Genomic DNA, 24,990 nt, shown 5'->3' with positions numbered 1-24,990 from the left:
CTGCCGGTCGCTTCACCCTCTTGTTCGCATCCAACCATGCCCGGTCGGACGCGCGCTCATTACCCATGGGTTACCCAGGGATCCCCGAGGTCATCCCGGGAGCCCCGCCCCGCGCCAGGACCCTGGCCAGGCTCTCGACGACGTCCGGGTGGTAGTCGCGGGCGGTGCCGAGCCGGAGCCGCTCCAGGGCGTCGAGAGCGGCGCCCGCGCCGCCGCCGGCGAGCTCGCCCGCGAGGTCGTCGTAGGCGTTCACGGCGCGGACGATCCGGGCGGCCCTCGGCTGCTCCCGGTACGGATCGGCCTGCCGCTCGACGACGACGGCGACGGCCTCGGGGACCCCGGTCCTGCGGACGACCTCGCCGCCCAGGAGGGCGATCCGGCGCTGTTCCTCGGCCGGCAGGAGGGCGGTGGCGCCGCCGGCGACCGGGTCGACGAGGGAGAGCTGTCCGATGTCGTGCATGAGCGCCGCGTGCTCCAGGACGGTCAGCTCGGTCCCGGAGAGGCCCAGCTCGCGCCCGACGGCCGCGCTGAGGGCGGCGACCCGGCGGGCGTGGCCGGGCGGGGTGCAGCCGGCGATCTCGGTGGCGCGGGCGAGGGAGGCGATGGTCTGCCGGTTGACGGTCCGCACGGCCGCGTACCTCCGGAAGGAGACCTGGGTGAGCAGGAGCGGGACGGCGAGCACGGGCAGGGCCCACAGTCCGGCGGCGGCGACGCCGAGCGCCATGACGGTGCCGGTGGCGCAGACGGCGGAGGCGATGCCGAGGCAGGCGCGGAGTTCGTCGCGGAGGAGGGAGCCGTACGGGAAGCCGGTGCGGGCGCGCAGGACGAGGGCGGCGAGGACGGCGTCGCAGAGGGCGGTCAGGACGAGCAGGAGGACCAGGAAGAGGGCGTACGCGGGGCCCTGGCCGAGGTGCTCGGTGACGGCGCCCGAGTTGTAGAGGGGCTGGAAGCAGAGGGCGGCGAAGCCGGTGGTGAGGACGCGGCGGGCGAGGTGGTCGGGGCCGGGGCCCCGGCCGCGGGCGAGGTGCGGGACGATCCCGGCGAGGCCGGCGGCGACGACGACGGCGACGGTCTGGAGGGCGCCGTGGGTGGTGGCGGTGCCGGCGCTGGTGCCGAGCAGGGCGTACGCGAGGGCTCCGGCGGCGGCGAGCGGCGCGGGTTCCCGCTCGCCGGGGGCGGCGCCCCAGCGGGCGAGTTCGCCGAGGGCGATGAGGGTGCCGAAGGCGAGGGCGTTGCCGGGTTCGTCGATGCCGTGCCAGAGGGTGTGGGCGAAGCCGGCGAGGCCGAGGAGGAGGGCGGCGCCGCGCAGGGCGCCGACGGTGGGCGCGCCGGGTCTCACGCGGGTTCCCTGGTGGCCGGGGCGGGGAGGGGCTCGCGCGGCGGGGGGACGGGCTGCGGGGACGCGTCCGTCGTCTCGTCGGCGGTGACGGCGGGCTGCCAGCCGTGCCGGTCCAGGGCCTGGGTGAGGGCGGTGACCATCCGGGGGTCGAACTGGGTGCCGGCGCAGCGCTCCAGTTCGGCGAGGGCGGTGGGCACGGGGCGGGCGCGGCTGTAGGAGCGCGTGGAGGTCATGGCGTCGAAGGCGTCGGCGACGGCGACGACCCGGGCGAACTCGGGGATCTGTTCGCCGTGGAGCCCGTAGGGGTAGCCGCTGCCGTCCATGCGTTCGTGGTGGTGGAGGATCGCGTCCCGTGCCTCGCCGAGGAAGCCGATGCCGCGGACCATCTCGTGGCCGTACTCGGGGTGGAGTTCGATGGTCCGGCGTTCCTCGGGGGTGAGGGGTCCGTCCTTGCGGAGGACCCGGGTGGGCACGCCGAGCTTGCCGACGTCGTGCAGGATGCCGGCGAAGCGGACGACGTCGAGGCGGTCCTCGGCCATGCCGAGCTCACGGGCGATCAGGACGGAGGCGTGGCCGACGCGTTCGCTGTGGCCCCGGGTGTAACGGTCCTTGATGTCGACGGCCTGGACGAGGGCGCGGATGGTGGCCTGGTGGGCGGCGCGCTCGCGGTGGTACTGGGCGAAGACCCAGCAGGAGATGTACATGGGGAGGAGCACGAAGAGCGCCGCGACCGGGCCGTACGTGCTGCGCCAGAGGACGGCCATCATCAGTCCGGCGAGGCCGTGGACGGTGTGCGGGGCGACGGCCCGGCCGAGGAGTCCGCGCCAGGCGGCCCGCAGCGGCAGTCCGCCGGCGGTGGCGCGGATGCCGCCGTCGAGGGCGGTGAGGGCCAGGCAGAAGGCGAGGGCGGCGGCGCCGGCGGGCAGCAGCGCGTACGGCAGGTCGGGGGCGTCGGGGCCGCGGCCGAGGGCGGTGGGGCCGCCGAGGGCGCCGGCGGTACGGGCGGCGGCCCAGACGGCGAGGGTGGTGGCGGCGGCCCGCCAGGCGCGGCGGGGTGCGGCGGGGGGTTCCTCGACGCGGGCGAGGAGGCTGCCGGGGATCGCGGTGAGCACGGCGGCGGCGGGCGGCAGGAGCAGCGCGGAGGCGAGGAGCACGGGGAAGAAGGAGCCGGTGCCCACGGGGACGGAGCCGCCGAGGGCGCGGCCGATGAGCCGGCAGCGGGCGGGCAGCTCGCAGAGCGCGTACAGGGCGGCGAGGAGTGCGGCCGTGCCCCAGGGGACGGCGGCGCCGGGGCGCAGCGCGGGCAGGGCGCACGCCCCGGCGGCGAGCAGGGCGCAGCCGATGTACACGCGGGCCGCTCGTGGAATGACCTTCACGCCCATCACGCCCGCCACGCTAGCGAGTGGGGCGGCACGGGACGGCGCGGTCGGGGTGATTCGCACCATCGGGTGATACAAGCTGATATATGCGCGAGGCCGCCGCGAGCGGATCGCGGCGGCCTCGTCGTCTCCCCTGCGGGAGGGGCGCTATTCCTGTGGGGCCGGTGTCGTCGGGGCGCTCACCGTGATGTCCTGCTCGGGCACCAGGTGTCCGGCGCGGATCAGGTCGATGCGGCCCATGACCTTGGCGCGCAGGTCGGTGGGGACGTCGTCACTGCCGCAGCAGCGCTTGACGAGCTTCTTCACCGCCTGCTCCAGGCCGTACTTCTCCAGGCACGGGGAGCACTCCTCGAAGTGCACCTCGAACTTGGTGCAGTCGCTGTCGGGCATCTCATGGTCGAGGAACTCGTAGAGATGATCCAGGACCTCTGAGCAATCCGTCTCGTGCGGCTCTCCGCAGCTCATGAGCCCGAGCCTTTCAGATCGTTCGACGACTCTCCGGCGCCCGCGGGTACGAGCCCGCGGTCGCGAGCGTAGTCCTCGAGCATTCCGCGCAGCTGGCGGCGGCCCCGGTGCAGTCGGGACATCACCGTACCGATGGGTGTCCCCATGATGTCCGCGATCTCCTTGTACGCAAAGCCCTCGACATCGGCGAGATAGACGGCGATGCGGAACTCCTCGGGAATCGCCTGGAGCGCTTCCTTCACGTCGGAGTCCGGGAGGTGGTCGAGCGCCTGGGACTCGGCGGAGCGCAGGCCGGTCGACATGTGCGACTCGGCGCGGGCGAGCTGCCAGTCCTCGATCTCCTCGGCGGCGCTGCGCTGGGGCTCGCGCTGCTTCTTGCGGTACGAGTTGATGAAGGTGTTCGTGAGGATCCGGTACAGCCAGGCCTTGAGGTTCGTGCCCTCACGGAACTGGTGGAAGGATCCGTACGCCTTGGCGTAGGTCTCCTGCACCAGGTCCTCCGCGTCCGCGGGGTTGCGCGTCATGCGCAGCGCGGCCGAGTACATCTGGTCGAGGTAGCCGAGGGCGTCCCGCTCGAAGCGCGCGTTGCGCTCCTCGGTCGTCTCCTCGGGGCCGTCGTCGGTCCCTGTGTCGGTCCCAGTGACCGGACCCACCTCCTCCAGCGCGGCGGCGAGCCCGAGGGCGGACCCGCTCGTTTCGGAGGATAGACGAGGAACCGCTCCGCCCGCCGCCCGAATCTTGGCGGTCCTGGGCGCGGGCAGCACTGTCCAGTCGAGGTCAGCGGCCTGCGCGCGCTGTGGGCAGATGGTCGAACCCATGCGACGGACTCCCTCTTCCTTGCTCTCACACCGACGTTCTCCACAACAGTGGTCACCGGCGTCGCATTCCCGGTACACGCGGTGAAGTCAGCGGAGGGCGGTGATCCACTTCGTGACGCCGTCGACGAGACCGGCGAGGGCCTCGTCCTGGGTCAGCGGCGCGCGCTTGGGGAGCGCGAAGCCGTGGTCCCCGTACGGGATCTCCAGGAGCGCGTACGGGCCTTCCGGGTACTCCTCCGGCCGGCCGAAGGGGTCGTTGCCGCCCTGCACGACGAGCGTCGGGAGCCCGGCGTCGAGGAGCTCGTCGGCGCGGGTCCTCTCGGGCTTGCCCGGCGGGTGGAGCGGGAAGCTCAGGGCGAGGACGGCGAGCGCGCCGAGCTCCCGGCCGGTGCGGCAGGCGACCCGGGCGCCGGCGCTGCGGCCGCCCGCGATCACCGGGAGGCCGGGCTTCGCGAGGTGCGGCCAGAGGCCGCGCCAGCCGGTGTCGAGGGTCTTCGGCGCGGGGGCGACCTTCTTGCCGGCGACCCGCCAGGGCTGCTCGACGAGGGCGACGGTCACGCCGTGGGCGGGCAGCGCTCCGGCGAGGGCCTGGAGGTCGCGGGCCTCGACGCCGCCGCCGGCGCCGTGGCCGAGGGCGAGGACGGCCCACGGCTTCGTGCCCGCGTGCCAGGTGATGCGCGCCTCGCCGGCGTCGGTGGGGACGGTCTCGTACTGTGTCACGTCCCCATCCTGCCGTCCGTTCGCCGTGAAGGGTCTTCAGGGAGGGTCTTCACGGAGGGATTTCGCGGAAGGTCAGAACAGCGTGCCGACCTCCGGTCCCGACAGCTCCTCCAGGAGTTCGGGGCCGTTGTTGCGGACGTTGCTGACGGCGGTGGCGACCGGGTAGGCCCGCATCAGGCCCCCGGGCGGCGGGGCGAGCAGCCCGCGGAGCTCCTCGGGGTCGGTGCGGCCCGGGTCGAGCCAGGCGTCCCAGCGGTCCTCGGTCAGCATCAGCGGCATCCGGGGGTGGATGTCGTGGAGCGAGCGGGGTCCCTCGGCGGGGGCGACGCCGAGGGGGCCGGTCTCGGCCTCGGTGGTGATCACCGAGCAGGTGACCCACCACGCGGAGGGGTCCCCGTCGGGCAGCGTGCGGTCCCGCCAGAACTCGTACAGTCCGGCCATCGCGAAGACGGAGCCGTCGGCGGGGGTCACGAAGTACGGCTGCTTCCGGGGCCGCTTCTTCTTCCCCTCGACCTCCAGGTCGCGCTCGGCGGTCCCGGTCACCCACTCGTAGTAGCCGTCGGCGGGCAGGATGCACCGGCGCGACTGGAAGGCGCGCTTGAAGGAGGGCTTCTCGTCGACGGTCTCCGCGCGCGCGTTGATCATCCGGGCGGCGCCCTCGGGCGTCTTCGCCCAGGACGGCACGAGCCCCCATCTCAGCGTGCGCAGCTGGCGAACCGGCCGGGGGGATCCGGCGTCTTTCAGGGGGCGTTCCAGAACGGCCCAGACCTCTTTGGTGGGGGCCACGTTCCAGTCGGGGGCCAGGGTCTCCTCCGGGTCCCACCGCTCGATCCCGAAGGTCTCGACGAGGTCCTCGGGCCGTCGACTCGATGCATACCGTCCGCACATACGTGCCACACTGCCACGTTCCCGCCCGCGACCGAGGAGCCGTCCGCCAAATGCCCCAGATCCTCGGCACCCAGCCCGCTCCGGACCAGTGGATCGTCTACGTCACGGGCGCCTGCGCCCTGGCCCTGGTCGTGTTCCGGCGGCTCTGGCTCCCGGCCCGCAACGCGATCACCATCGCGCACGAGGGCGGCCACGGACTCGTCGCCCGCGCCACCGGGCGCCGCCTGGAGGCGATCCGGCTGCACTCGGACACCAGCGGGCTGACCGTGTCCCGGGGCCGGCCGACCGGTCTCGGGGTGGTCCTCACCCTCGCGGCCGGCTATCCGGCGGCCCCGCTGCTCGGCCTCGGCGGCGCCGCCCTGCTCGGCACCCGCCACGTCACCCTGCTGCTGTGGATCGCGACCGGGCTGCTGCTCGCGCTCCTGGTGATGGTCCGCAACGCGTACGGGATCCTCATCGTCGTCCTCACGGGCGCCGCCTTCGTCCTCGTCTCCTGGCTGGCCGGCCCCGAGGTCCAGTCCGTGTTCGCGTACGCGGCGGTCTGGTTCCTGCTGCTCGGCGGCGTCCGGCCCGCCTTCGAGCTCCAGGCGAAACGGCGCCGCGGCGGTGCGCCCGACTCGGACGCGGACCAGCTCTCCCGGCTCACCCAGGTGCCCGCCGGGGTGTGGCTCCTCTTCTTCCACACGGTCGCGCTGTCGGCCCTGATCGGCGGCGGTCGCTGGCTCCTGGGCATCTGACTCCCCCGTACAGTGAGTCCATGACCGCAGCAGCTTCCGCGCACACCGATCCGTCCACCGACCTCTGGCCCGCTCCGTACGCGCGCGGCGCCGTCGACGCGACCGTCACCGTGCCCGGATCGAAGTCGGTCACCAACCGCGCCCTGGTCCTCGCCGCGCTGGCCGCCGAGCCCGGCTGGCTGCGCCGGCCGCTGCGCTCCCGCGACACGCTCCTGATGGCCGAGGCGCTCCGCACCCTCGGCGTGAAGATCGAGGAGGGGGTGGGCCCGGACGGCTCCGGCGAGGCCTGGCGGATCATCCCCTCCCCGCTGCGCGGCCCCGCCACGGTCGACGTCGGCAACGCGGGCACGGTCATGCGCTTCCTGCCCCCGGTCGCGGCGCTCGCCGACGGCCCGGTGCGCTTCGACGGCGACCCCCGCTCCCACGAGCGCCCGCTGCACGGCGTGATCGACGCGCTGCGCGCGCTCGGCGCCCGGATCGACGACGAGGGCCGGGGCGCGCTCCCGATGACCGTGCACGGCGCCGGGGGCCTGGACGGCGGCACGGTCGAGATCGACGCCTCCTCGTCCTCCCAGTTCGTCAGCGCCCTGCTGCTCTCCGCGCCCCGCTTCAACCAGGGCGTCGAGGTGCGGCACGTGGGCGGCCGGCTGCCCTCGCTCCCGCACATCCGGATGACGGTCGACATGCTGCGCGCGGTCGGCGCCCGGGTCGACGAGCCGGAGCACGGCGGCGAGCCGGACGTGTGGCGGGTGGCGCCCTCCGCGCTGCGCGGCCGGGACCTGGTCGTCGAGCCCGACCTGTCGAACGCGCAGCCGTTCCTGGCGGCGGCCCTGGTGACCGGCGGCCGGGTGACGATCCCGGACTGGCCGGAGCGGACCACCCAGCCGGGCGACGAGCTGCGGCGGATCTTCACCGAGATGGGTGGCTCCTGCGAGCTCACCGACGCGGGCCTGATCTTCACCGGCACGGGCCGGATCCACGGCATCGACGTCGACCTGGGCGAGGTCGGCGAGCTGACCCCCGGCATCGCGGCGGTCGCGGCCCTCGCGGACTCCCCGTCGACCCTGCGCGGGGTCGCCCATCTGCGGCTGCACGAGACGGACCGGCTCGCGGCGCTCACCCAGGAGATCAACGAGCTGGGCGGCGACGTGACCGAGACCGAGGACGGCCTCCACATCCGCCCGCGCCCGCTGCACGGCGGGGTCTTCCACACGTACCACGACCACCGCATGGCGACGGCGGGCGCGATCATCGGCCTCGCCGTCGAGGGCGTGGAGATCGAGGACGTGGCGACGACGGCGAAGACCTTGCCGGACTTCCCGACGATGTGGACCGAAATGCTCGGGGTCTGAACCATGCGGCGCTACGGCAAGCACACCGACGAGGACGACATCCGCCAGCGGCCCAACCGCAAGGGCACCCGTCCCCGCACCACCATCCGCCCGAAGCACGAGGACGCCGTCGAGGGCATGGTCCTCACCGTCGACCGGGGCCGGCTGACCTGTCTGGTCGACGACCGGACCGTGACGGCGATGAAGGCCCGTGAGCTGGGCCGCAAGGCCGCCGTCGTCGGCGACCGGGTCTCCCTCGTCGGCGACCTCTCCGGCGAGAAGGACACGCTGGCCCGGATCGTGCGGATCGGCGAGCGCAGCTCGGTGCTCCGGCGCACGGCCGACGACGACGACCCGTACGAGCGGGTGGTCGTCGCCAACGCCGATCAGCTGGCGATCGTCACCGCGCTCGCCGACCCGGAGCCGCGGCCCCGGCTGATCGACCGCTGCCTGGTGGCGGCGTACGACGGCGGGCTCTCCCCGCTGCTCGTCCTGACCAAGTCGGACCTGGCGTCGCCGGACGAGCTCCTGGAGATGTACGGGGCGCTGGGCGTGCCGTACGTGGTGACCACCCGCGAGGAGTTCGTCGACGGGGTCGCGGCCGAGCGGGTCCACGAGCACCTCAAGGGCCGCACGACGGCGTTCGTCGGCCACTCGGGCGTCGGCAAGACGACCCTGGTGAACGCCCTGGTCCCGCCGGAGCGGCGGCGGACGACGGGTGTGGTCAACGCGGTCACGGGCCGCGGCCGGCACACCACCACCTCGGCGCTCGCGCTGCCGCTCAACGACAAGGAGGGCGGCTGGGTCATCGACACCCCGGGCGTGCGCTCCTTCGGTCTGCACCACGTCGACCCGTCCCGGGTCATCCACGCCTTCCCCGACCTGGAGCCGGGCACCGAGAACTGTCCGCGCGCCTGCAGCCACGACGAGCCGGACTGCGCGCTGGACGCCTTCGTGGCGGAGGGGCACGCCGATCCGGCGCGGCTGGTCTCGCTGCGGCGGCTGCTGGCGACCCGGGAGCGACGCGAGGGCGACTGAGCCTCCGGCGTTTACGCCTGCTCGCTGCCGGTAAGTGCATAATCGCACCAAGTGCGACGAAGCAGTCACCGACGGCGTGGGAGGCACTGACGATGGCGTGGCTGCTGGTGGTGATCGCGGGGATCCTGGAGACGGGGTTCGCGGTCTGCCTGAAGCTCTCGCACGGTTTCACCCGGCTGTGGCCGACGATCGCCTTCGCGTCCTTCGCCCTGGGCAGCTTCGGCCTCCTCACCCTCGCGCTGCGGAAGCTCGACGTGGGTCCGGCGTACGCGGTGTGGACGGGGATCGGCGCGGCCGGGACGGCGATCTACGGGATGGTCTTCCTCGGCGACGTGGTCTCCACGCTCAAGATCGTCTCGATCACCCTGGTCATCGTGGGCGTCATCGGACTCCAGCTCTCCGGCTCGGCGCACTGAGGGTTCATCGGCAGGGCCGGCGCGACGACGTGGCTGAGGGCGATCCGTACGGCCAGTTCGCAGCCGGCCGCCCAGCCCTCCCCCGCGCAGGCCGCGGCCTCCGCCACGAGCTCGCCGGGTGCGGGCGGCCCGGCGTCGGCGCGCCGCTGGGCGGGGACGGGGGCCGGCCGGGCGCCGGGCCGGACCGGCCGGGGCTGGGGCAGCCGCTCGTTCCAGGCGCCGGTGAGCAGGGCCCGCAGTATCGGGCGGGCGGCGGCGCGGGCGACGATCCACTCGGCGACGGCGACGAGTTTCCGTTCGGGCGGGGCGGGGGCGGCGAGCAGGGTCCGGACGCCCTGGAGGTAGGCGTCGGCCTCCCTCCGCACGAGGGCGCGGGCCAGTCCCTCCTTGGAGCCGAACTCGTTGTAGAGGGTCTGCCGGGAGACCCGGGCCGCGGTGGCGAGGTCGGCCATCCGCACGGCGGACCAGGGGCGGTGCACGAGCGCGGCGAGCGCGGCGTCGAGCAGGGCCTCGCGGGCGTTCGCCATCCTCACCTCCGGGAGGGAACGGTTCTCCGCTCAGCGTCGACAGGCGCCCAGGCGCTGTCAAGGGTCGGGACGGGACCACGTGCGGGACGACCGGGGGGGTCCGTGGACGGCGTCGGGGGTCGACGCGGGACGGGCGGAGGGGCGCCCGTGGACGGCGCCGGACGGCCGGAGGGGCTTCCGTGGACGGCGTCGGAGGTCGACGCGGGACGACCGGGGGGCTTCCGTGGACGGCGCCGGGGGTCGGCGCGGGACGGGCGGAGGGGCGCCCGTGGACGGTTCCGCGCGCGTTCCCGCCTCGGGGATAGAGTGCCGACCATGGCCGACTACCACGATGATCTGCGTCTCGCCCACGTCCTCGCGGATGCCGCCGACGCGGCCACCATGGACCGATTCCAGGCGCTCGACCTCAAGGTCGAGACGAAGCCGGACATGACTCCGGTGAGCGAGGCCGACAAGGCGGCGGAGGAGCTGATCCGCGGACAGCTCCAGCGCGCCAGGCCGCGCGACGCGATCCTCGGCGAGGAGTTCGGCGTGGAGGGCTCGGGCCCGCGCCGCTGGGTGATCGACCCGATCGACGGCACGAAGAACTACGTGCGCGGGGTGCCCGTCTGGGCGACCCTGATCGCGCTGATGGAGGCCGGGGAGACCGGCTTCCAGCCGGTGGTGGGCGTGGTGTCCGCCCCGGCGCTCGGCCGGCGCTGGTGGGCGGCGAAGGGCCTCGGCGCGTACACGGGCCGCAGCCTGGCCTCGGCGAGCCGGATCGGCGTGTCGAAGGTCGGCCGCCTGGAGGACGCCTCCTTCGCGTACTCCTCGCTGAGCGGCTGGGAGGAGCGGGGCCGCCTGAACGGCTTCCTCGACCTCACGCGCGCGTGCTGGCGGACCCGGGCGTACGGCGACTTCTGGCCGTACATGATGGTCGCGGAGGGTTCCGTGGACATCTGCGCGGAGCCGGAGCTGTCGCTGTGGGACATGGCCGCGGTCGCGATCGTGGTCCAGGAGGCCGGCGGCACGTACACGGGCCTGGACGGCCGGCACGGCCCGCACAGCGGCAACGCGGCGGCCTCGAACGGCCTCCTCCACGGCGAGCTGCTGAGCTACCTGAACCAGGAGAACTGAGCGCCCCACCGCACCACCGGGGGCGCCTCGCGCGCCCCCTTGTCGACCCGCTCCCCCGGTGCAACCCTGAGAGTCCCCCGCTTGTGAACTTGTGCATCCTTCATCAGGCGCCTCCGGCGCCGGGCGTTCTCATTCGAAGGGTTCACCAAGGAGGTGGCTCCGTCCATGCTCGTCCGTGACGCCATGAGCACCGTGGTCCTCACCATCGGCCCCACCCACACCCTCCGGCAGGCAGCCCGGCTGATGGCGGCGCGGCGCGTCGGCGCGGCCGTCGTCCTCGACACCGACGCCGGCGGGCTCGGGATCATCACCGAGCGCGACATCCTCAACTCCCTCGCCCGGGAACAGGATCCCGACCAGGAGACCGCCGGCTCCCACACCACCCGTGACGTGGTCTTCGCCGCGCCGACCTGGACCCTGACGGAGGCGGCCGAGGCGATGACCCGCGGCGGCTTCCGCCACCTCGTCGTCCTCGACGGCCGGGGCCCCGTCGGCATCGTCTCGGTGCGCGACATCATCCGCTGCTGGATCCCGGCGCACAGCGTGGCCGCGGGCTGACGCGGGAGCGGGCCGGACTCCGCACGGAAGTCCGGCCCGCCCCCTCCCTACGGCAAGCGCCCTCAGCCGCGCAGGGCCTGGACCGCGGCCTCCAGCCGCTTGCCGAAGTCACCGTCCGCCTGGCGGAAGTTGCCGATCGCCCGCTCGGCGATGTCCTCGCGCGAGACCTTGGCGATGAAGCCCGCCAGGTTCGCGACGAGACGGCCCTTCTCGTCCTCGGACATCAGGCGGTAGAGGTTTCCCGCCTGCACGAAGTCGTCGTCCTCGGCGTGCGAGGGGGCGGCGTGGTCGCCGGTCACGCCGGTGACCGCGGAGCCGGCCCAGAGCGGCCGGTCCGTCTGGTGCGGGCCGCCGAAGCTGTTCGGCTCGTAGTTCTTGGCCCCGCCGTGGCGGCCGTCGTAGAGGAAGCCGTCACGCGCGTGCGTGCGCGCCTCGGTGGCGTGCGGGCGGTTCACCGGCAGGTGGTCGGCGTTGATGCCGACGCGGTAGCGGTGGGCGTCGCCGTACGCGAAGAGACGGCCCTGGAGCATCTTGTCCGGGGAGGGTCCGATGCCCGGCACGAAGTGCGCGGGGCTGAAGATCGACTGCTCGACCTCGGCGAAGATGTTCTCCGGGTTGCGGTTGAGCTCCAGCTTGCCGATCTCGATCGGCGGGTAGTCCTCGTGCGGCCACACCTTGGTGAGGTCGAAGGGGTTGAAGCGGTAGGTCGCCGCGTCGGCCGCGGGCATGATCTGGACCTGCACGGTCCAGCTCGGGAAGTCGCCGCGCTCGATGGCCTCGCGCAGGTCGCGCTGGTGCGAGTCCGGGTCCTCGCCGGCGAGGCGGTTGGCCTCGTCCTGGGTGAGGTTCTTGATGCCCTGGTCGGTCTTGAAGTGGTACTTGACCCAGAAGACCTCGCCGGCCTCGTTGTTCCACTGGAACGTGTGCGAGCCGTAGCCGTTCATGTGGCGGTACGAGGCGGGGATGCCGCGGTCGCCGAAGAGCCAGGTGACCTGGTGGGTCGACTCCGGGGAGAGGCCCCAGAAGTCCCAGACGTTGTCCGCCTCCTGCGAGCCCGTGTACGGGTCGCGCTTCTGGGTGTGGATGAAGTCGGGGAACTTGATGGCGTCCTTGATGAAGAACACCGGGGTGTTGTTGCCGACGAGGTCGTAATTGCCCTCCTCGGTGTAGAACTTCAGCGCCCAGCCGCGGGGGTCGCGCACCGCGTCCGCCGCGCCGAGGTTGCCCGCGACGGTGGAGAAGCGCAGGAAGGTCTCGGTCTCCTTGCCGACCTCGGAGAGGAACTTCGCGCGCGTCCACCGCGTGACGTCGCGGGTCACCGTGAAGGTGCCGTAGGCGCCCGCACCGCGCGCGTGGACCACGCGCTCCGGGATGCGCTCGCGGTTGAAGTGGGCGAGCTTCTCCAGGAGGAGCTGGTCCTGGACGAGGACCGGCCCGCCGACACCCGCGGTCTCGCTGTTCTGGTTGTCCGCGACCGGCGCCCCGGCCTCCGTGGTGAGCGGTCCCTGCGTCACGTGCGCCTCCTGCGTGCTGTACGGCCTGTCCTGTTCTGGATATGAGCCTACAATAGACATTGTCCAAGTCAAGGTGGCATCCAGAGTCACACCCGTTCGGGACCCGATCCCCCGACTGTTAGGCTGGCCCTCATGAGTGACCTGTTGGAACGACTGCGCGGACGCGGCTGGCGGATGACCGCGCAGCGGCGTGTCGTGGCCGAGGTCCTCGACGGGGACCATGTGCACCTGACCGCCGACGAGGTGCACGCGCGCGCCGTGGCGAGGCTGCCCGAGATCTCGCGCGCGACCGTCTACAACACGCTGGGCGAGATGGTCACCCTCGGCGAGGTCATCGAGGTCGCGACCGACGGCCGCGCCAAGCGGTACGACCCCAACGCCCACCGGCCCCACCAGCACCTGGTCTGCGGCCGCTGCGGCGCGATCCGCGACGTGCACCCGGCCGGCGACCCGCTGGCGGACCTCCCGGACACCGAGCGCTTCGGCTTCACGATCTCGAACGTCGAGGTCACGTACCGGGGCCTCTGCCCGAGCTGCGCCACGACGGCCTGACAGAGCGAAGAAGCCCCCGCCTCGGCGGGGGCTTTCTTGTGTCACCGGCCCGGTGGGGTTCTCCCGCGTCACCGGCCCGGTGAGGTTCTCCCGTGTCACCGGCACATACGACGAAGGCCCGGATCCGAGGATCCGGGCCTTCGTTGCTACTGAGTAGCGGGGACAGGATTTGAACCTGCGACCTCTGGGTTATGAGCCCAGCGAGCTACCGAGCTGCTCCACCCCGCGTCGGTGAACACAACCTTACGGGACCGTTCGGAGCAGGGCAAATCCGTTAGGCGGTGAGCTCCTGGTGCAGCGCCTCGCTCAGCCGGGCCGCCCGCTCGGCGACCTCCGCCGGGCCCAGCTCCACCGCGCGGTCGCACCAGCGGCGCCCCTCGGTGAGCTCGCCCCGGCGCGCCGCGAGCAGCGCGAGCCGGAGCGCGGCGCGGCCGTGGCCGGCCCGGGCCGCCCGGGTCCACCAGAGGGCGGCCTCCCGCTCGCTGCCCTCGCGGGCCAGGAGCAGCCCGAGGTTGAAGGCGCCGTTGCGGCTGCCCGCCTCGGCGGCCTCCCGGTACCAGCGGTCGGCCTCGGCGAGGTCGCCGCGTCCGGCGGCGAGCATCCCGACCCGCACCTGGGCGCGCCGGTGGCCCTGCTGGGCGGCCCGCTCGTACCACTCCTCGCACTCGGACTTCTCCTCGCGCGACGCGCCGAGCACGGCGGGGCCGGGCTCGGGGCGGCGGGCGTCGAGCACCGAGGCGAGCCGGAAGGCGGCCTCGGCGCTGCCGCCGCCGGCCGCGCACCGCAGGTGCCGCTCGGCGGTCCGCTCGTCGCCGTCCCTGAGGGCGGCGATGCCGACCTGGAGGGCGGCCTCGGTGTGTCCGGCGGCCGCGGCCCGCTCGTACCAGACGAGGGCCGTGCGGTCGTCGTCGCGGCCGGCGTGGAGGATGCCCAGGTTGAAGGCGGCGTCCACGCTGCCGGCCTCGGCGGCCTTGGAGAACCAGGGCTCGGCGCCGTTGGCGTCGCCGGCCTGGAGGAGCAGGACGGCGAGCGCGTTGGCGGCCTCGCGGTGGCCCGCGTAGGCGGCGCGGCGGTACCACTGCTCGGCCTGCGGGATGCGGTCCTGGGCGGCGTAGAGCAGCCCGAGGTTGTAGGCGCCGTTGACGTCGCCGGCGTCCATGGCGGCCCGGTACCAGCGCTCGGCGGTCTGCTGCTCGCCCCGGGCTGCGTGCAGGGCGCCGAGCGCGTTGGCCGCGTTGCCGTCGCCGTCCTGGGCGGCCCGCAGCCACCACACGGCGGCGCTCTCCTCGTCGCCCGCGTCGCGGAGCAGGAAGGCGAGCGCGCAGGCGGCCTTCGCCTCGCCCTCCCGGGCGGAGCTGAGGTACCAGCGGCCGGCCTCCTTGAGCTCGCCGCGGTGCTCCAGGATCGCGCCGAGGTGGAACGCGGCCCGCCGGTGGCCGCGCGCGGCGGCCTGCCGGAACCACTGCTCGGCCTCGGCGGCGGCGCCCGCGCCCTCGCCGCCGGGCTGCCCGGGCACGGCGCCCGGGGTGCCGGTCGCGGGCGCGCCGACGGGAACGATCGCGGCGGTGCCCGGGACCCGGAGCCGGGTGCCGGTCTCGTGCGGTCCGCGGGTGGTCTCGGTGGCGCGGCGCTCCAGGGCGACGGCGAGGCGGTAGGCGGCCTCGCGGTGGCCCTGCTCGGCGGCGGCGCGCAGCCAGCGCTCGGCGCCGACGTCGCTGCGGTGCTCCAGGAGGTCGGCGAGCGCGTACGCGCCGAGGGCGTGGCCCTGCTCGGCCGCCTGGCGCAGCCAGTACTCGGCGGCCGGCTCGTCGCCGCGCTCGCGGTGGTGGCGCCCGAGCGCGTGGGCGGCGGGCGCGGAGCCGGCGACGGCGGCGACCCGCCACCAGCCGGCCGCCTCGTCGGCGTAGCCGCGCTGGTGCAGCAGGACGCCCAGGTTGTTGGCGGCGGCCCGGTCCCCCTCGGCGGTGGCGCCCCGCAGGTACGGCTCGGCGCCGTCGAGGTCGCCGCGGCGCAGCAGCAGCGCGCCGAGCGCGCTCATCGAGGCGGGGTCGCCGCGCTCGGCCGCCCGTCGGTGCCGGGCCTCGGTCTCGGTCTCGGTCTCGTTCTCGGCGTCGGTCTCTGCGGTGGTGTCGACGGCCGCATCGACGGCCCCCACTGCCTCGATGATCTCGTCTGCGGCTTTTCTGGCGTGCCGCTGCACAAACCGCCCTGTCTCCAACAGAGTTGCCCTGTCCCCCATAAATACCATCGTCGCACCACCCGCAACCCGAGCACACCTGGTATACCGCAGCCAGTGAGGTCACTCAGCGTTTTGTCGACATGCCCACAGAGAGACAAGTCAAACACGACTCACGCCAACTCGCCCCTTCCCTACCGCTCTTCGGCACCCCCCGGCACGACGACACACGACAAGGGCCCGGATCCTTATGGATCCGGGCCCTTGCCCTCTGAGTAGCGGGGACAGGATTTGAACCTGCGACCTCTGGGTTATGAGCCCAGCGAGCTACCGAGCTGCTCCACCCCGCGTCGGTGAAACCACCGTATCACGACGCGGGGGCGGAAAAGCTCAGGTCAGCCGCCCGACCCGGGCTTCGTGATCTTCGCCTCGGCGTCCGCGGCCCGCTGGAGCGCCGCCTGGAGGTCCTCCTGGGCCTTGCCGTACGCGGTCCAGTCGCCCTTCTGCAGCGCGGTCTGGCCCTCGTCGTACGCCTTCTGGGCGTCGGCGATGGCCTGCTTCAGAGCGGCGTCGTTCGAGGCGGGCGGCTGGGTCGTGCCCGGCGGCTGCGTGGTGCCCGGCGGGGTCGTCGGCGCGGTGGGCGCCTCCACCCCGAAGACCGCGTTGAGCGCCTCGGTGAGGTTGTCCTCGAACACCGTGGTGTCCTTGGTCGTGTCGCCGTCCGGCTGGTCCGCGTCCACGTACGACACCGCGACCTTCTTCAGGAGCGGATAGAGCGCGTTGCGCCCCTGGGCGTAGACCGGCTCCACGTACAGGAACCCGCCGTCGAGCGGCACGGTCAGCAGGTTGCCGTACTGGATGTCGGAGTCGGCGCCCTTCATGTCCCGGACGAAGGTGGCCACGGCGGGCAGACCGTTGAGCTTGCTCTGCACCTGGGCCGGGCCGGGCACGTCCTCGGTGACCCGCAGCAGTCTCAGCCGGCCGTACTCCTTGCTGGCGGCGTCGGCGTCGACCGCCATGAAGGCGCCCAGGTTGGGCCGCCCGTTCGGCGTGAACGTCGTCGTCAGCGAGAAGCGCTGCGCCGTGTCCCCGGGCATCTTCATGCTCAGGTAGTACGGCGGGACCGCGTTGCCGTCCTTGTTGGTCGGGTCGTCCGGCACCTGCCAGGCGTCCGAGCCGCTGTAGAACTGCGCGGGGTCGGTGACGTGATAGCGGGTCAGCAGCTCGCGCTGGACCTTGAACATGTCCTGGGGGTAGCGCAGGTGCGCCAGCAGGTCGCCCTTGATCTCGGACTTCGGCTTCACCGTGCCCGGGAAGGCCTTCATCCAGGTCTTGAGGACCGGGTCCTGGGTGTCCCACTCGTAGAGCTTCACCGTGCCGTCGTAGGCGTCGACGGTGGCCTTGACCGAGTTGCGGATGTAGTTGACCTGGTTCTGCTGGGCGACGACCGCGCGCTGCTGGTTGCCGACGGTCAGCGAGTCGGCCGTGGTGTCGCCGAGCGTGGTGCGCGAGGCGTACGGGTAGCCGTTGGTCGTCGTGTAGGCGTCGACGATCCACTGGATCCGGCCGTCGACGACCGCCGGGTAGGCGTCGCCGTCGATGGTCAGCCAGGGCGCGACGGCCTCGACGCGCTCCTTGGGCGTGCGGTTGTAGAGGATCCGGGAGCCGTCGCCGATGGCCCCCGAGTAGAGGATCTGCGGCTCGCTGAAGGCCACCGCGTACGCGGCGCGGTTGAAGGTGCTGGAGAGGCTGACGCCGCTCTTCTCCTTGTAGCTGGTGGTCTTCTCGCCGTTCTCCTCGTAGTCCAGCTCCTTCTGCGGGCCGCCCACGATCGAGTACTGGTCGGTCTTCTCGCCGTAGTAGATCCGCTGCTGGTACGTGCCGAGGGAGCCGGTCGTCGGCAGTCCGGACTCGGTGAAGACCGGGGAGCCGTTGGCGTCCGTCTGCGTGCCCGAGGCCAGGATCGCGCCGTAGCCGTGGGTGTAGGTGAAGTGGTCGTTGATCCAGTTCCGCTTCGGGATGCCCTTGATGTTGAGCTCGCGCAGACCGACGACGGTGTCCTTGCCCTGGTAGCGGTCCACGTCCAGGGTCGTCGGGAACTGGTAGTACTTCCGCTTCTGCTCCAGCTGCTGGAACGTCGGCGACACGATGTTCGGGTCGAGGATGCGGTAGCTGGCCGCCGTGTCGGCGTCCGCCCGCAGCTTGTCCTTGGCCTTGACCGTCGACTTGCCCGAGTAGTTCTCGGTCTTCGTCCCGTCGATCGCGTACGCCTTGCGGGTCGCGTCGATGTTCTTCTGGATGTACGGCGCTTCCTTGGCCTGCTCGTTCGGCTGGACCTGGAACTTCTGCACGATCGCCGGGTACAGGCCGCCGATCAGGATCGCGGAGAGGACCATCAGGCCGAAGCCGATCACCGGCAGCTGCCAGGTGCGGCGCCAGATCGTCGCGAAGAACAGCAGCGCGCAGATGACGGCGATGCAGAACAGGATCGTCTTCGCCGGCAGGAACGCGTTGGCGTCGACGTACCGCAGACCCGTCCAGTTGCCCGTGGCCTTGAAGTCACTGGACTTCACCGCCAGGCCGTACCGGTCGAGCCAGTACGCGACGGCCTTGAGCGCGACGAAGAGGCCGAGCAGCACCGAGAGGTGGCCGGTGGCCGCGGCGGTGGCGCGCGCGCCCGGGCTGGTGATCCGCAGCCCGCCGTACAGGTAGTGCGTGAGCGCGGCGGCGATCAGCGACAGGACGGCGGCGGCGAAGCCGAACGCGAGGAGGAAGCGGTACCAGGGCAGGTCGAAGGCGTAGAACGACACGTCGAGGCCGAACTGCGGGTCCTTCTGGCCGAACTCCACCCCGTTGACCCACATGAGCCAGGTGCGCCACTGGCCGGACGCGGAGGCGCCCGCGATCAGCGCCACCAGGGTGGTGACCGCGAGCAGCACCCACTTCTTGAACGGCGCCAGACCCATCCGGTACCGGTCGAGGCTCTGCTGCTCCAGGGACATCGCGCTGAGCGGCGGCCGCAGCCGGTACGCCAGCCAGACGTTGAAGCCGACGGCGAACCCCATCAGCAGGCCGAAGACCAGGAAGAGCCCGATCTTGGTCCACAGGGTGGTGGTGAACACGGACGAGTACTCGACCGAGCGGTACCAGAGCCAGTCCGTCCAGAACCCGGCGAACATCACGAACGCCATGGCGAGGACGGCCAGCACCCCGAGTGTCATGAGCAGGGTGCGGGCCCGCCGGGACGGCCGGCCGACTCTCACCCTCGGCCCGGACGGGCCTTGGCCACGGTCCGGCATCTGGAAAGCCAACGTGCGCCCCTCGATGTTGATGCGTCTGAAAGCAGGCCCCGCGATCGTAGAGCCCACTGGTGCAACTTACTGAGGCTTTACCTAGTTCCCGACTTCCGGCGAAGAGGAGGCAGGATATTGCTCATGTCCAACCTTTCCCCCTCCGGCCCGGCCATGGCCGCGAGCCCCCTCACCCGCGCCGTGCTCGAGATCGACGAGTACGCGTCGGGCCTCGGCTGGGACCAGCCCGCCCGCCTCTTCGCCCTGGTCGACACCGCACGGCTGCGCGCCCAGGAACCCAAGCTCGCCTCCCAGCTCGGCCTGGGCGACGACGCCACCGCCTACACCCCGATCGAGCAGGACAAGCTGCCGCGCGGCAAGGCCCTCGACGAGTTCCTCGGCACGATCGCCTGGCCCGAGGCCGTCGTCGGCTGCGCCCTGACCGTGGAGCGGCTCATGCTGCCCCCGTCGGCCGAGGCCCAGGTCCCGCAGGGCCTGAACGAGAAGCAGCTCGCCAAGTGGGTCGCCGGGCACCCGGACCGTCAGGAGGTCCGGATGACCGTGGCGGTGCTGCGGAACGGCACCCGCGAGGCGGCGATCCGGCTGCGCGAGAAGGACTCCGCGACCGAGGTGCTGACCGGCCCCGACCTGGTGCCGGGCCTCGCCGAGGCGCTGGCGGCGACCTTCGAGAGCTGAGCCCGTAGCGACTCGTAAGGACGAGGGGCGCCCGGTCATGGACCGGGCGCCCCTCTCGTGTACGCGCGCGCGTGCTCAGCTCTTCGAGCAGCTCGGCAGCGCCTTCACGTCGCCCGCGCGGAGCTTCTCCAGCGACTTCGTGGCGTCGTCGATGGTGTTCACCTTGATCAGGGTGAGGCCTTCGGGCGTGTCGGCGGCGGCCGCCTCGCAGTTGTCGGCGGGGGTGAGGAAGTACTCCGCGCCCGCGTTCCGCGCGCCGACCAGCTTCATCTCGATGCCGCCGATCGGGCCGACCTGGCCCTTGTCGTCGATGGTGCCGGTGCCGGCGATGAACCGGCCGCCGGTGAGGCTCTCCGGGGTGAGCTTGTCGACGATGCCGAGGGCGAACATCAGACCGGCGCTGGGACCGCCGACCCGGGCCAGGTTGATGTCGATCGTGAAGGGGAAGACGTGGTCGGTGCCGGCCTGGATGCCGACGACGGCCCGGTCGCCCTCCTCGGAGGTGGTGGTCTTGATGACCACCTTCCGGGTGACGGTGGGCTCCTTCTGGGCCTTCTCGGCCGCGGCCGCCTCCTTGGCGGGGACGACCGTGAACGTGACGTCCTGGCCGGGCTTCCGCTTCGTCACCTGCTTGGCGACGTCGGCCTGCTCCTTGATCGGAACGCCGTCGACGGCCTTGATGACGTCCCCGGCGTGCAGCTTGCCCTCGGCCGGGGCGCCCTTGACCACGGTGGCGACGACGACCCGGGAGACCACCGGGATGCCCAGCTCCTTGAGGGCCGCCACCTTGGCGCTCTCCTGGGACTGGGTGAACTCCTCGGCGTTCTCCTGGCTCGACTGCTCCTCGGTCTTGCCGTCCGGGTAGAGGGTGTCGTGCGGCACCACCACGTTGTCGTGGGCGAGCCATCCGTAGACGGCCTCGACGGCGTTCATCTTGTAGTCCGCGCTGGTGACGCGGACCGTCGTCATGTTGAGGTGGCCGTCGGTCGGGTAGGTCTTGCGTCCCGAGATCTTGAGGACCGGTTCCTCCCCGGCCTCACCGAGGGTGTTGACCGTGGGGCCCGGGCTCATCTCCGCGTACGGCACCGGGATCAGGACGCCCGCGATGAGCAGACAGATCAGGACCAGGGTGGAGGCGAGCATCGTCGCGGTGCGGCGTGGCATGGAACGACAGTACGGGACTCGCCTGTGGGTGCACCCCTGGGGCGGTCCGTACGAGGCGGCTCGCGTCAGCCGGACGCCGAGGTGCCGACCGCGGAGGCCGTCGCGGCGGGCTCGCGCTCCGCACGAACGGAATCGGCGGTCGTGGGGTGGGTACGCTCCATCGCGTCCCGGAAGCGTGCGTAGCCGGCGAGCTCGGCCACGTCGCCTATGGTCTTGTTCCTCGAAGCCCAGCTTCCCCATATCGCCGCGCCGACGACTGCGAAAAGCGGAATCAGCAACCAGGCCAGCGCTGCCATCCCGACCTCCCATCCCCAGTGAGTGGATCAGCAGACTGTGTCATCTGTGGGATCAACGCTCGCGCCTGGGGGCCGGTTACGCAAATCGGGCGTTCGGCTACGCCCTGTCGGCGCGCCGCCTTGCCCCCCTCAGCAAGCCCCCACCCACTCCTCGGTGCCGTCCGAGAAGGTCTGGTGCTTCCAGATCGGGACCTCGTGCTTGAGGTCGTCGATGAGCTTCCGGCAGGCCTCGAAGGCCTCACCGCGGTGGGGACAGGAGACCGCGACGACGACCGCGATGTCGCCGACGCGCAGGTCACCGACGCGGTGGACGGCGGCCAGGGCGCGGACCGGGTAGTTCGCGACGACCTTCTCGGCGACCCGGCGCAGCTCCGCCCCGGCGGTCGGATGGCAGGAGTAGCCCAGCGCGTCGACGTCCGCGCCGCCGTCGTGATTGCGCACGGTGCCGACGAAGAGGGTGGTGCCGCCCGAGGCGTCGTCCCCGACGGCCCGGAAGACCTCGTCGACCGAGAGCGGGGTGTCACGGATCGCGAGCAGCTTGATCGGGTCGTCCGAGGCCTGCTCACCGGGGTGGTCGTACGTCTGCGCCATGCGCTCCATGGTGCCGCACGGCTCCGACAACGGGTAAGGGACCTTTCGCCCTGTGGACGAGACCCTCCGTAGGAGGGTCCTACAAGCCGCGCCGCTTCCGCATCTGCCGGACCAGGGCCGCCGTGCCGAGCAGCGCCACCGTCGCGCCGGCCGCGCCCGCCGCCGTCGCGTCCTTGCGGCCCAGGCGGCGGCCGGCGACCGTGTGGCGGCCCTCGACCTCCTCCAGGAGCGCGGCGAGGACCTCCTCGTTCGTCCACTTCGGGCGCCAGCCGGCGTCGTGCAGCCGTCCGACGCTCACCACCCACGGGTGCATCGTGTAGGCGAGATCGCCCGCCGGCGACGGGGTGAGGCCGATCCGGTGGAGGCGGGCGGCCGTGCCGAGGGCGACCGCCGAGGGCAGCTCCATGCGCCGGATCCCGGAGAGCTCCTCGACCTCCTCCTGTTCGAGCCAGCCCTCGCAGCCGACCGCGAACTCCCCGTCGACCTTCTCCAGGGCCGCGTACTCCAGGGCGCTCACCAGGTCCTCGACGTGGCAGAACTGCCAGGTGGGCCGGGATCCGGCGACGACGAGCAGCCGGGGCGACTCGAAGTAGCGAGTCAGCGCCGTGTCCGTGCCGCCGACGAGGACGGCGGGGCGGACGACGGTGACGTGGAGGCCGGGGTGGGCGCGGGGGGCGCGGCGGCCGAGGCGCTCGATCTCCAGCATGTCGCCGACGCCCGTGGCCTCGGCCGTCGCCCTGAGCTCGGCGTCCTCGGAGAGCGGGATGTCGTTGTCGGGCAGGGCGCCGTAGACCATGGCGGAGGTGCAGAGCACCACCCGGTGCACTCCGGCCGCGGCGGCGGCGGTCAGGACGGTCTGGGTGCCGCGCACGTTGTAGGCCGTCCGGGCGGCGGGGTCGGTCTCCAGATCGAGGTCGACGGCGAGGTGCACGACGACGTCCGCGCCGCGCAGCTTCTCGGCGATGGCCGGGTCGCGGACGTCGAGGATGTGCCACTGCGCCTCGGTGACCTCGCCCCGGCGCTCGTCGATGGCGACGACCCGTTTGATCTCCTCGGAGGCGGCGAGGCGTCTGGTCAGCAGGTCTCCGACGCCGGAGGCGGCACCGGTGACCGCGACGACGGGGCCGCGCACGGCTGACCGGGTTGAGGGGTTTCGCGCTCCGCGAACCTGTGGATCTGGGGAACTCACCGGGCGTCTCCAGCGGTTGTCTTCAGTACGCACGCGCATGACGCGTACGGACCAGGTGGCGTCCATCCTGCCGCAGGGCACGGCCGGGCGGAGCACCGAGCCCGAATCCGGGCCCGGATGTCTACGCTGGTGGTGTGCGGGTCTGTCTGACAGGCCTGGTCGGGCAGTCGCCGTCGGCAGGAGGCCGGCGGCCCTACGAGCCGAGGAAACCTGTGAGTGACACCCCATTCGGATTCGGCCTTCCGCCGGAGGAGCCGGAGAACGGCGACGAGGGCAAGAAGAAGGACCCCGCCGGAGGTGGGCAGGGGTCCGGCGGCAACCCGTTCGGTGCGAACCCGTTCGGCTTCGGCGGGCTGCCCGGCATGGGTGGTCCCGGTGGCGCGGACAATCCCTTCGCCGCGATGTTCGGCTCCCTGAACCCCAGCGATCTGGGCGCGGCCTTCCAGCAGCTCGGGCAGATGCTGAGCTATGAGGGCGGTCCCGTGAACTGGGACATGGCCAAGCAGATCGCCCGCCAGGTGGTGGCCCAGGGCACCGCCGACGGCGTCAAGGACGCGAGCGTGGGCCCGGCCGAGAAGTCCGCGGTCGAGGAGGCCGTGCGGCTGGCCGACCTGTGGCTGGACCAGGTCACCTCGCTGCCCTCGGGCGCGAACACCGCCGTGGCGTGGAGCCGCGCGGAGTGGGTCGAGGCGACGCTGCCGGCGTGGCAGCAGCTCGTGGACCCGGTCGCCGAGCGGGTCGGCTCGGCGATGGGCGAGGTCCTGCCGGAGGAGATGCAGGCCATGGCCGGCCCGCTGATCGGCATGATGCGCTCGATGGGCGGCGCCATGTTCGGCCAGCAGATCGGGCAGGCCGTGGGCGCGCTGGCCGGTGAGGTCGTCGGCTCCACGGACGTCGGTCTGCCGCTGGGCCCGGCCGGGCGTGCCGCGCTGCTGCCGCTGAACATCGAGGCCTTCGGCAAGGACCTGGGCGTGCCCTCGGACGAGGTGCGGCTCTACCTGGCCCTGCGCGAGGCCGCGCACCAGCGTCTCTTCGCGCACGTGCCGTGGCTGCGGGCGCACCTGTTCGGTGCGGTCGAGGGGTACGCGCGCGGGATCAAGGTCGACACCTCGAAGCTGGAGGAGGCGGTCGGTCAGCTCGACCCGACGCATCCGGAGCAGCTGCAGGAGGCGCTCCAGCAGGGCATGTTCCAGCCGCAGGACACCCCGGAGCAGAAGGCGGCCCTGGCCCGTCTCGAGACGGCGCTCGCGCTGGTCGAGGGCTGGGTGGACGCGGTGGTCCACGAGGCCGCGAAGTCCCGGCTGACCTCGGCGGACGCGCTGCGTGAGACGCTGCGCCGGCGCCGGGCCTCGGGCGGCCCCGCCGAGCAGACCTTCGCGACCCTGATCGGTCTGGAGCTGCGTCCGCGGCGGCTGCGGGACGCGGCGCGCCTGTGGGCCTCGCTCACCGACGCGCGCGGGGTCGACGGCCGGGACGGGCTGTGGGAGCACCCGGACATGCTGCCGACGGCGACCGATCTGGACGACCCCGACGGCTTCGTGCACCGCGAGCACCTGGACTTCTCCGAGCTGGACAAGATGCTCGGCGAGGCGGCCAGGGGCGAGAACCCGGAGGACGGGGACACCGAGAAGTGAGCCTGTACGACGACGCGGTCCTCGTGCTGAAGGGGTACGAGGGCCAGCCGGAGCTGCGCGATGTCTATCTGGACCATCTCGCCGAGCACCCGGACGGCATGTACAAGCCGTGCGAGGCCGGGCATCTGACCTCCAGCGCGCTGGTGATCGACCCGTCACGCGGGCGCGTGCTGCTGACCCTGCACAAGAAGCTGGGCATGTGGCTGCAGATGGGCGGTCACTGCGAGCCGGGTGATCCGACGGTGGAGGCGGCGGCGCTGCGCGAGGCGACCGAGGAGTCCGGCATCGCGGGTCTGAGCCTGCTGCCGGGCGGTCCGGTGCGGCTCGACCGGCATCCGATCCCGGCGCCCTGCCACTGGCACCTGGACGTGCAGTACGCGGCGCTGGCGCCGGCGGGCGCGGTGGCGGAGATCAGCGAGGAATCCCTCGACCTGCGCTGGTTCGCGTACGAGGACGTGGCGGGTGTGGCCGACACGTCGGTGGTGGAGCTGCTGAAGGGCACGCTGGCGCGGCTGGCCTGACGGACGGCGGTGAGGGCCGGCCGCGGTGGCGGCCG

Annotated in this window: 24 protein-coding genes and 2 tRNA genes; 10 read left to right on the top strand and 16 right to left on the bottom strand. The window is 72.6% G+C overall.

The features are described 5' to 3' along the window. Positions 1-70 precede the first annotated feature (70 nt). The 6 genes from ACFYUS_RS02890 to ACFYUS_RS02865 form a co-directional block, all read right to left on the bottom strand. A complete protein-coding gene (locus tag ACFYUS_RS02890) occupies positions 71-1,339 on the bottom strand; it encodes an HD domain-containing protein (protein ID WP_388844875.1) in 1,269 nt (422 codons plus the stop codon). Beyond that, complete coding sequence (locus tag ACFYUS_RS02885; RefSeq protein WP_388845968.1) at positions 1,336-2,715, bottom strand: HD-GYP domain-containing protein; 1,380 nt, start codon at positions 2,713-2,715, stop codon at positions 1,336-1,338. Before ACFYUS_RS02885 ends, ACFYUS_RS02890 begins: the two co-directional genes overlap by 4 nt. A gap of 150 nt (positions 2,716-2,865) precedes the next feature. Continuing rightward, positions 2,866-3,183 carry a mycothiol system anti-sigma-R factor gene (rsrA, locus tag ACFYUS_RS02880; RefSeq protein ID WP_366040973.1) on the bottom strand — a complete coding sequence of 106 codons (318 nt, stop codon included), beginning with the start codon at positions 3,181-3,183 and terminating at the stop codon, positions 2,866-2,868. Beyond that, entirely contained in the window at positions 3,180-3,836 is a 657-nt protein-coding gene (locus ACFYUS_RS02875; RefSeq protein WP_030207302.1) for a sigma-70 family RNA polymerase sigma factor, read from the bottom strand. The genes rsrA and ACFYUS_RS02875 overlap by 4 nt, the downstream gene beginning before the upstream one ends. Before the next feature lie 252 nt (positions 3,837-4,088). Next, positions 4,089-4,721 (bottom strand): alpha/beta family hydrolase, encoded by a 633-nt coding sequence (locus ACFYUS_RS02870; RefSeq protein ID WP_388844871.1) that lies wholly within the window; start codon positions 4,719-4,721, stop codon positions 4,089-4,091. Positions 4,722-4,793: 72 nt separating this feature from the next. Next, on the bottom strand, positions 4,794-5,609 hold the full coding sequence (locus ACFYUS_RS02865) for an SOS response-associated peptidase (RefSeq protein WP_388844869.1): 816 nt from the start codon (positions 5,607-5,609) through the stop codon (positions 4,794-4,796). Positions 5,610-5,659: 50 nt separating this feature from the next. On the opposite strand from ACFYUS_RS02865, the gene ACFYUS_RS02860 reads away from it, so the two are divergent. The 4 genes from ACFYUS_RS02860 (at position 5,660) to ACFYUS_RS02845 (ending at position 9,131) form a co-directional block, all read left to right on the top strand. Then, the gene (locus ACFYUS_RS02860) at positions 5,660-6,346 is read left to right on the top strand and encodes a M50 family metallopeptidase (RefSeq protein WP_388844866.1); all 687 of its coding nucleotides are present in this window, start codon (positions 5,660-5,662) and stop codon (positions 6,344-6,346) included. Between the two features lie 20 nt (positions 6,347-6,366). Then, a complete protein-coding gene (gene aroA, locus ACFYUS_RS02855; protein ID WP_388844863.1) occupies positions 6,367-7,698 on the top strand; it encodes a 3-phosphoshikimate 1-carboxyvinyltransferase in 1,332 nt (443 codons plus the stop codon). Between the two features lie 3 nt (positions 7,699-7,701). After that, on the top strand, positions 7,702-8,715 hold the full coding sequence (gene rsgA / locus ACFYUS_RS02850; RefSeq protein WP_388844860.1) for a ribosome small subunit-dependent GTPase A: 1,014 nt from the start codon (positions 7,702-7,704) through the stop codon (positions 8,713-8,715). Positions 8,716-8,807: 92 nt separating this feature from the next. Continuing rightward, complete coding sequence (locus ACFYUS_RS02845; RefSeq protein ID WP_388844858.1) at positions 8,808-9,131, top strand: DMT family transporter; 324 nt, start codon at positions 8,808-8,810, stop codon at positions 9,129-9,131. On the opposite strand, the gene ACFYUS_RS02840 is transcribed toward ACFYUS_RS02845, so the two are convergent. Next, a complete protein-coding gene (locus ACFYUS_RS02840; RefSeq protein ID WP_388844855.1) occupies positions 9,023-9,658 on the bottom strand; it encodes a TetR/AcrR family transcriptional regulator in 636 nt (211 codons plus the stop codon). The two genes, ACFYUS_RS02845 and ACFYUS_RS02840, sit on opposite strands and share 109 nt — an antisense overlap. 315 nt (positions 9,659-9,973) lie before the next feature. On the opposite strand from ACFYUS_RS02840, the gene hisN reads away from it, so the two are divergent. Next, positions 9,974-10,774 carry a histidinol-phosphatase gene (hisN, locus tag ACFYUS_RS02835; RefSeq protein ID WP_388844852.1) on the top strand — a complete coding sequence of 267 codons (801 nt, stop codon included), beginning with the start codon at positions 9,974-9,976 and terminating at the stop codon, positions 10,772-10,774. 165 nt (positions 10,775-10,939) lie between these two features. Continuing rightward, the gene (locus ACFYUS_RS02830; protein ID WP_388844849.1) at positions 10,940-11,332 is read left to right on the top strand and encodes a cyclic nucleotide-binding/CBS domain-containing protein; all 393 of its coding nucleotides are present in this window, start codon (positions 10,940-10,942) and stop codon (positions 11,330-11,332) included. A gap of 62 nt (positions 11,333-11,394) precedes the next feature. On the opposite strand, the gene ACFYUS_RS02825 is transcribed toward ACFYUS_RS02830, so the two are convergent. Continuing rightward, on the bottom strand, positions 11,395-12,906 hold the full coding sequence (locus ACFYUS_RS02825) for a catalase (RefSeq protein WP_388844846.1): 1,512 nt from the start codon (positions 12,904-12,906) through the stop codon (positions 11,395-11,397). Positions 12,907-12,978: 72 nt separating this feature from the next. Here ACFYUS_RS02825 and ACFYUS_RS02820 point away from each other — a divergent pair, with 72 nt between their 5' ends. Continuing rightward, a complete protein-coding gene (locus ACFYUS_RS02820; protein ID WP_388844843.1) occupies positions 12,979-13,398 on the top strand; it encodes a Fur family transcriptional regulator in 420 nt (139 codons plus the stop codon). Positions 13,399-13,552: 154 nt separating this feature from the next. Here the strand turns inward: ACFYUS_RS02820 and ACFYUS_RS02815 are convergent. The 4 genes from ACFYUS_RS02815 to ACFYUS_RS02800 form a co-directional block, all read right to left on the bottom strand. Then, positions 13,553-13,626, bottom strand: a tRNA-Met gene (locus tag ACFYUS_RS02815). Positions 13,627-13,672: 46 nt separating this feature from the next. Continuing rightward, positions 13,673-15,646 carry a sel1 repeat family protein gene (locus tag ACFYUS_RS02810; protein ID WP_388844840.1) on the bottom strand — a complete coding sequence of 658 codons (1,974 nt, stop codon included), beginning with the start codon at positions 15,644-15,646 and terminating at the stop codon, positions 13,673-13,675. 204 nt (positions 15,647-15,850) lie between these two features. Beyond that, positions 15,851-15,924: transfer RNA gene (locus ACFYUS_RS02805), tRNA-Met, on the bottom strand. 45 nt (positions 15,925-15,969) lie between these two features. Beyond that, positions 15,970-18,873: a UPF0182 family protein gene (locus ACFYUS_RS02800; protein WP_388844837.1), complete on the bottom strand. Its 2,904-nt coding sequence runs from the start codon at positions 18,871-18,873 to the stop codon at positions 15,970-15,972. A 135-nt stretch (positions 18,874-19,008) separates the two neighbouring features. On the opposite strand from ACFYUS_RS02800, the gene ACFYUS_RS02795 reads away from it, so the two are divergent. After that, positions 19,009-19,560, top strand: a complete 552-nt coding sequence (locus tag ACFYUS_RS02795; RefSeq protein WP_388844835.1) for a PPA1309 family protein — start codon at positions 19,009-19,011, stop codon at positions 19,558-19,560. Between the two features lie 75 nt (positions 19,561-19,635). On the opposite strand, the gene ACFYUS_RS02790 is transcribed toward ACFYUS_RS02795, so the two are convergent. The 4 genes from ACFYUS_RS02790 to ACFYUS_RS02775 all read right to left on the bottom strand — a co-directional run bounded on the left by ACFYUS_RS02790 (position 19,636) and on the right by ACFYUS_RS02775 (position 22,800). Beyond that, the gene (locus ACFYUS_RS02790; protein WP_388844834.1) at positions 19,636-20,724 is read right to left on the bottom strand and encodes a PDZ domain-containing protein; all 1,089 of its coding nucleotides are present in this window, start codon (positions 20,722-20,724) and stop codon (positions 19,636-19,638) included. Between the two features lie 65 nt (positions 20,725-20,789). Beyond that, positions 20,790-21,020 (bottom strand): hypothetical protein, encoded by a 231-nt coding sequence (locus tag ACFYUS_RS02785; RefSeq protein WP_388846005.1) that lies wholly within the window; start codon positions 21,018-21,020, stop codon positions 20,790-20,792. Positions 21,021-21,149: 129 nt separating this feature from the next. Beyond that, positions 21,150-21,611 (bottom strand): molybdenum cofactor biosynthesis protein MoaE, encoded by a 462-nt coding sequence (locus tag ACFYUS_RS02780; protein WP_388844832.1) that lies wholly within the window; start codon positions 21,609-21,611, stop codon positions 21,150-21,152. A gap of 79 nt (positions 21,612-21,690) precedes the next feature. Then, positions 21,691-22,800, bottom strand: coding sequence for an SDR family oxidoreductase (locus ACFYUS_RS02775; protein ID WP_388844830.1), 1,110 nt, complete (start codon positions 22,798-22,800; stop codon positions 21,691-21,693). A 212-nt stretch (positions 22,801-23,012) separates the two neighbouring features. On the opposite strand from ACFYUS_RS02775, the gene ACFYUS_RS02770 reads away from it, so the two are divergent. Together ACFYUS_RS02770 and ACFYUS_RS02765 are read left to right on the top strand one after the other, a co-directional pair. Then, positions 23,013-24,434 carry a zinc-dependent metalloprotease gene (locus tag ACFYUS_RS02770; protein ID WP_388844828.1) on the top strand — a complete coding sequence of 474 codons (1,422 nt, stop codon included), beginning with the start codon at positions 23,013-23,015 and terminating at the stop codon, positions 24,432-24,434. Then, positions 24,431-24,955 (top strand): NUDIX hydrolase, encoded by a 525-nt coding sequence (locus tag ACFYUS_RS02765; RefSeq protein ID WP_388844826.1) that lies wholly within the window; start codon positions 24,431-24,433, stop codon positions 24,953-24,955. The genes ACFYUS_RS02770 and ACFYUS_RS02765 overlap by 4 nt, the downstream gene beginning before the upstream one ends. The last annotated feature ends 35 nt before the right edge of the window (positions 24,956-24,990 follow it).

It is taken from the genome of Streptomyces sp. NPDC004284 (assembly GCF_042874035.1).
Taxonomy (GTDB): Bacteria; Actinomycetota; Actinomycetes; order Streptomycetales; family Streptomycetaceae; genus Streptomyces.
Note: the sequence above shows the minus strand (reverse complement) of the source record. Positions and strands in the feature narration are given on the sequence as shown.